Annotated in this window: 5 protein-coding genes; 1 reads left to right on the forward strand and 4 read right to left on the reverse strand. The window is 55.7% G+C overall.

What is annotated here, in order from left to right; translation table 11 throughout:
* Window positions 1-268: hypothetical protein (locus tag Q363_RS43425; RefSeq protein WP_211256442.1), on the forward strand; the 268-nt coding region annotated here is incomplete at its 5' end.
* A gap of 432 nt (window positions 269-700) precedes the next feature.
* Here Q363_RS43425 and Q363_RS30560 read toward each other — a convergent pair.
* The 4 genes from Q363_RS30560 to Q363_RS30575 form a co-directional block, all read right to left on the reverse strand.
* A complete protein-coding gene (locus Q363_RS30560; protein ID WP_035358295.1) occupies window positions 701-2,239 on the reverse strand; it encodes a tetratricopeptide repeat protein in 1,539 nt (512 codons plus the stop codon).
* 193 nt (window positions 2,240-2,432) lie between these two features.
* A complete protein-coding gene (locus Q363_RS30565) occupies window positions 2,433-3,038 on the reverse strand; it encodes a C39 family peptidase (protein WP_084080941.1) in 606 nt (201 codons plus the stop codon).
* A complete protein-coding gene (locus Q363_RS30570; RefSeq protein ID WP_035358301.1) occupies window positions 2,996-3,406 on the reverse strand; it encodes a PA2779 family protein in 411 nt (136 codons plus the stop codon). Before Q363_RS30570 ends, Q363_RS30565 begins: the two co-directional genes overlap by 43 nt.
* Window positions 3,407-4,032: 626 nt before the next feature.
* Window positions 4,033-4,575: a group II intron maturase-specific domain-containing protein gene (locus tag Q363_RS30575; protein WP_211256443.1), complete on the reverse strand. Its 543-nt coding sequence runs from the start codon at window positions 4,573-4,575 to the stop codon at window positions 4,033-4,035.
* Window positions 4,576-4,799 lie beyond the last annotated feature (224 nt).

Below are 4,799 nucleotides of genomic sequence, written 5' to 3' on the forward strand. Positions count from 1 at the left end.
AGCAGCACTGCCGCTGCGTGAAAACCTCCCCAGGAAGGAAAAATATCAGGATCATCCGGTGCGCAGGCTGCCAGGTCCCGCAGGTGACGGGCTGAGCGACGGAGGCAACTCCCGAGGCTCCCTTCGGTTTGTTTCGGGACTGGCAGAGAACATAAACTCAATCTTCTGTGCGGACTCTTTGGAGTCTCAGACAGCAAATGGATGTCCGGTTCTGCAGAGAGCAGGAACCACCAGCCGAGAGGCACTGTTGCGTAACGGCAGATTCTGATCAAACCGATAGCGCGCTCTCCTGAGCGCGCCCAGAAAATCCTGTGCTTTTCTGTTGACAAAAACTTACATGGATGTCCGTCATCCAGGAGAAAGCGGGTCGGAGAGCGTACTGTCCACCACTTCGATACAGTTGTCAAGTCGCTCAGAGTCAGTTAATGCGATGCCGGTTTCTCGACAATTACCGCTCAATTGCGACTTCAGCCCTAAGAAGGGGTCGGGAGAAGTTGCGACATCGGGATCGACATACAGGTGTTGTCCGGAATCGATACCGGGTCGGTAACGATTCTCGTCGTTGTAATCCGCAGGACAGCGGCCCGCGTAATCAGCTCAGTTCGGCGATTGGGCGAACTGCCAGACCGCGGCAAAAGAACCACGACTGGGTTCTCGATTAGGAATGTCCTTGCCAAACGCAAAACCAGGCGAGGGTACCCTACTGGAGCAGCTTTACATAAAAGGCGTTGTTTCCAGAACGAAGATCTTTTCCGTAGGACAACGCAACAATCCTTCCAAATATGCTCAGCTTTGCTTGCGTTCCAGCGTCCCAGAGCCACTTATGCGAACCGAGCGCCGTAGAAGAGTCGGTGATCTTACCTATGTCAAGAAATGGTCCAAGTTTCAGCGTCACCAATCCATTTCCATACACGTTTTTGTCCGTCTCCCAGGAGGCAAGAAAGTAGTCGCGCCCCAAGGGAGCGCTGCCCTTGCGTCCGTCGCGCGTGCCAATGTGTGCGCGCATCGACAGATCGTTATCCCGCTCAAGTCCCAGCATAAAGAGCTCGTCGAAGGGTACTGGCCCGAAGGTTTTGCCGGCTCGAACTCTTTGCTGCATTTCGTAGTCATCTCCCTCTGCTTGGGGAAACCACTGCCAACCCAGAGAGCCCACCAATTTCTCGAAGGTTTCCTGGTGGTGCGACCACAATCGTGCCGCTTGAGACGAGGCTTCTGCGTCCAAGGTGAATCGACGCTCAGGCACGCGCCACAGTGTGCCCGTCACCTGCGCTTGTTGCTTGAGTTGGAAGCCCTCGGCCAGCGTATCCGGCGTGAGAACCGTTCCAGGCACAACGCTACGGAAGTCACGATGGGAAGCCTCCGCACCGGCCGACCAGCGCAATCGTCCACTGGCATGCGAGGCAAGGTCAAGAGCCAGTGCCTCGCGACGCATGTTAAGTCTTCCAAGCGTTGGAGCAGGCCCCGTAAACGAATTCCTCAGTGCCCAGTTCTCGTTCCGGAGATCTGTAACAACCTCGTAGCGGTACTTGGCACTGTGTTCGAAGGGGCCGGAGAGCTGCGCAAATATGCGTCGCTTCTGTGGGTCCCAACGGAATAGGGACACGAAATTGATCGCTTCATGATGCAGGTTGTAAAACTCGGGTTGGACGCCCTGAAACGGAAGTCCCCGAAGAAACAGGAACAGGTCTTCCCATTTGCTGTCTCCGAACCCGTTCCGTTCCCGGCTGCGGAACACAAGATCGAACTTTCCATCGTCGCGTGCCCGGAGATCGAATTGGTACCGCGGGAATATGCCCAAACCGCGGATACGCGCGTCCGTGTCCAGAAACTCCGACAAAAGAAGTGTGCTGGCGGGCGACATCGCAAACGCCCGGTCAAGCAGTGCGGGATAAACACGAGGCGACGGGTCCTCCCGCAATTCCGCAATCTTGGGCTTCCCCACGCGGTTCCAGTACTTCAGCGATGCTTCGCGATTCTCCTGAAGGAAATAGATCGTTCCCAGAAAGTCATTTGCATAGGTGTCATTCGGCGCGAGCTTGATCGCCTCCCGCAGGAGATGGGCGGCTTGAGAATAGTGCTTTTGCCTGAAGGCTACTCCCGCGAGTTCGATTGGGAACCTTGGATCGACTGGAGCTAGCTGAAATCCCGTCTGAAACGCCGTCTCCGCCTCCGACCAACGCTCTAGTCGCGTCAGTGCAGTCCCGTAATAAAAATCCATGTCGGCTGAGCGCGACTGCATTGGCTCCAGCAGACGAGCAATTTCTTCCCAGCGTTGCCCGGCTAGGAGTTTCTGAACCTCTTGTGCTGAAGGGAGTTCAACTGGACCAGTCTGGGCGGTGAGGCTCAGACAACCGCAGAGGAGAACAATCAATATCTTCCAATTCAGCATCTTCCGGAAGGCTTTCATCTGACGTCGAAGATTTGTGACTGTATCAGTGCGAGCTCATCTCCGGAACGGCGAGCAGAGTCCAGTTTCCGGTTGCTTTCCATTCCTGTTCGAATCTGGATTTGTCCTCTTTCAGGAGTTTGCGCTGTGCAGGATCGTTCAGCAGGACGAGTTTGTGTTCCTCGTCCAATCCTGCGACCACTACATAATGGAGTTCGTGACTTGAACTCGGCTTCAGCGCAGCGATCAATGGACGCCCTTTGCCAAGCTGTTGCTTCAGGAACGTCCATTCCCCTGAAAATTCGAACGTGCGGTATCCATTTTGCTGAAAGTACCGCTCCATGTCAGAGGCATAAATTTCGTGGGTCGTGTCCCCGCGCAGTGTGTGCAGGATTTGGCCGGAGTCTGCAAAGGTACTCACCGGCTGGCCCTGTTGCTGCTGCCAGTACTGCATGACCATGGCTATGGTGGCGGCACCGCAGCCGTTCTTCTCCTGCTTCACAAACGGAATGTCAAGCCATATGCCACCGAAATCAGCGGCGAGCAGAACACCACGCAGCAACAGCATCAGAACAGCGGCTCTGAGGATGATGCGTGGCATTCGTAAGTTTAGTGCACTGCGACGATGATAAGGACGAGAGCAGCGATACATACCAGGATAATCAACAAATCGTGGTCGTCCACCCTTCCAGCAGCGAAGTCAGCCTGCGCCTTGTTCGCACGGGACGCAAATTGCGCGAGTTCGTCATCACTTAGGCTGGCAACGGCCTTCTTAACCTGCTCCGGCTTTTGATGAGCTGACTCCAACGCCTGCTGCGCCTTCTCAGAGGAGAAGAATTGATTCAACGTGTCCAGGTTCTGCTGTCTTTTCTGCGAGGCATCCGCCACCGCCTTTTGTAGCTCAGTGGGACTCACCACGTGTTCGGAAGACTGTGCGACGAGGCCTTGTGGAATGGCAAAGATCGTAACAAGGGCAGTAGTCATCAGCGCTCTAACAAACTGCCTTGAATCAGTGGGCATTATTTTTCGACCCTCCAGGGGAGATTGGGGAGAACTCAGTGCAGTATACATTCGCCAGACCGTTGAGCTCTCATACTAAAGGGCTATTCGAGGGCACAGGAGAGCCTGCTTCCACAAGGCCGCCTGTATCAAACGAGGCCTCGGCGCGTCCGGCTCAGGGCGTGGCCGGCCGCATTGCTCAATTTCCAACAGTTTTTCGGACGACGTTGGGCAGCTCGTGCGCAAATGGAAGGCAGTGGCACCCAGAATAGGCGCGAACAGATATTGATCTTTAGCGCAATTCACACGAATTTCGACGTGCAGGCAATTCCTTGTCGGCTGAGGTCGCACCCAATATCGAAGATCCTTTCCGCATGGTCGGCAAACCGCACCTTACGCTTGGAGAGGGATTCCCGTGATCCGCTAGGGACCATGTGACGGACCCGAGAAACCTTGCCACAAACCGGTCGGGTCGAGGACTGGCGCGGTGTTCCGAAGGTCCGGCCTAGCCGTTGCTCCCCGTTTCCTCTGGGAGTGCCTCAATAGCCAAACCGTGAATCCGTTTCCAGCCCCCGCCACATCGCACCCAGCGTGCGGATTTCCCGCACTGGGCGCACCTGTTTGCTTAGTGCCAAGAGTTATGTGACCTATCGTGCTGGGGCGACTTTCGCATCTGACCATCGACGGAGCTGGTAGTTGTTAAACAAACCCAGCCGGTCATATAGCCATTTGCTACTCCACCGCATCCAGCCGAAGCCTTTGCGGCCCCGGGCACGCATCAAATGCCGCCGTACCTTCTCCTCTACCCAGCGTTTGACCACTCCAAAACAAATACTCGAATGACCGACCCGAAAGTAGTTCACCCAACCGCGCAGAATCGGATTGATTTTCGCAATCACGGTCTCGACGGGCCAGCTGACGTGCTGCCGGAAGATCTCCCTGAGCCTTTCAAACAGCGCTGTCCGCTTCTTCAGCTTGGGCGCATAGTGGGGTCGCCACTTCCGCTGAAGGCTCAGTACACGCCGATATTCAAAGCCCAGGAAGGTGAAGCTCTCTCCCTTCTTCAGATCTACCATCCGACTCTTGTCCTCGTTGATCTCAGCGCGGAGCTTCGCGAACTCCTCGCGCAGCCGTCTGTCTATCGCCTTCACCAGCCAGTCACTCCGCCGTTCAGCGTCGACCAAGATCACCAGTCGAGTCGCCCGGGGGAATTGCACCCCCAGGCGCTCACAGAATCCGGACTTGAACGTCTCCGCTCATCCGGCTCTTATCGTCCAGTCGACGCCTGATGCACCAAAGACCAATGAGCAAATAGCCGCGGGTCTCTCGAAGCAGTCTTGCAAACCCATTGCTCTGCTCTTCGCCGATGTCGTTTCAGACGCTTGTATTTCGCCATCGCCCAATGCGCTAAGCA

This window comes from Edaphobacter aggregans DSM 19364 (assembly GCF_000745965.1).
Classification (GTDB): domain Bacteria; phylum Acidobacteriota; class Terriglobia; order Terriglobales; family Acidobacteriaceae; genus Edaphobacter; species Edaphobacter aggregans.

Excerpts from the sequence above, each read along its gene's own strand:
- Q363_RS30560 (WP_035358295.1), bottom strand. The coding sequence starts at position 2,239 with ATGCAGTCGCGCTCAGCCGACATGGATTTTTATTACGGGACTGCACTG.
- Q363_RS30565 (WP_084080941.1), bottom strand. The coding sequence starts at position 3,038 with ATGTATCGCTGCTCTCGTCCTTATCATCGTCGCAGTGCACTAAACTTA.
- Q363_RS30570 (WP_035358301.1), bottom strand. The coding sequence starts at position 3,406 with ATGCCCACTGATTCAAGGCAGTTTGTTAGAGCGCTGATGACTACTGCC.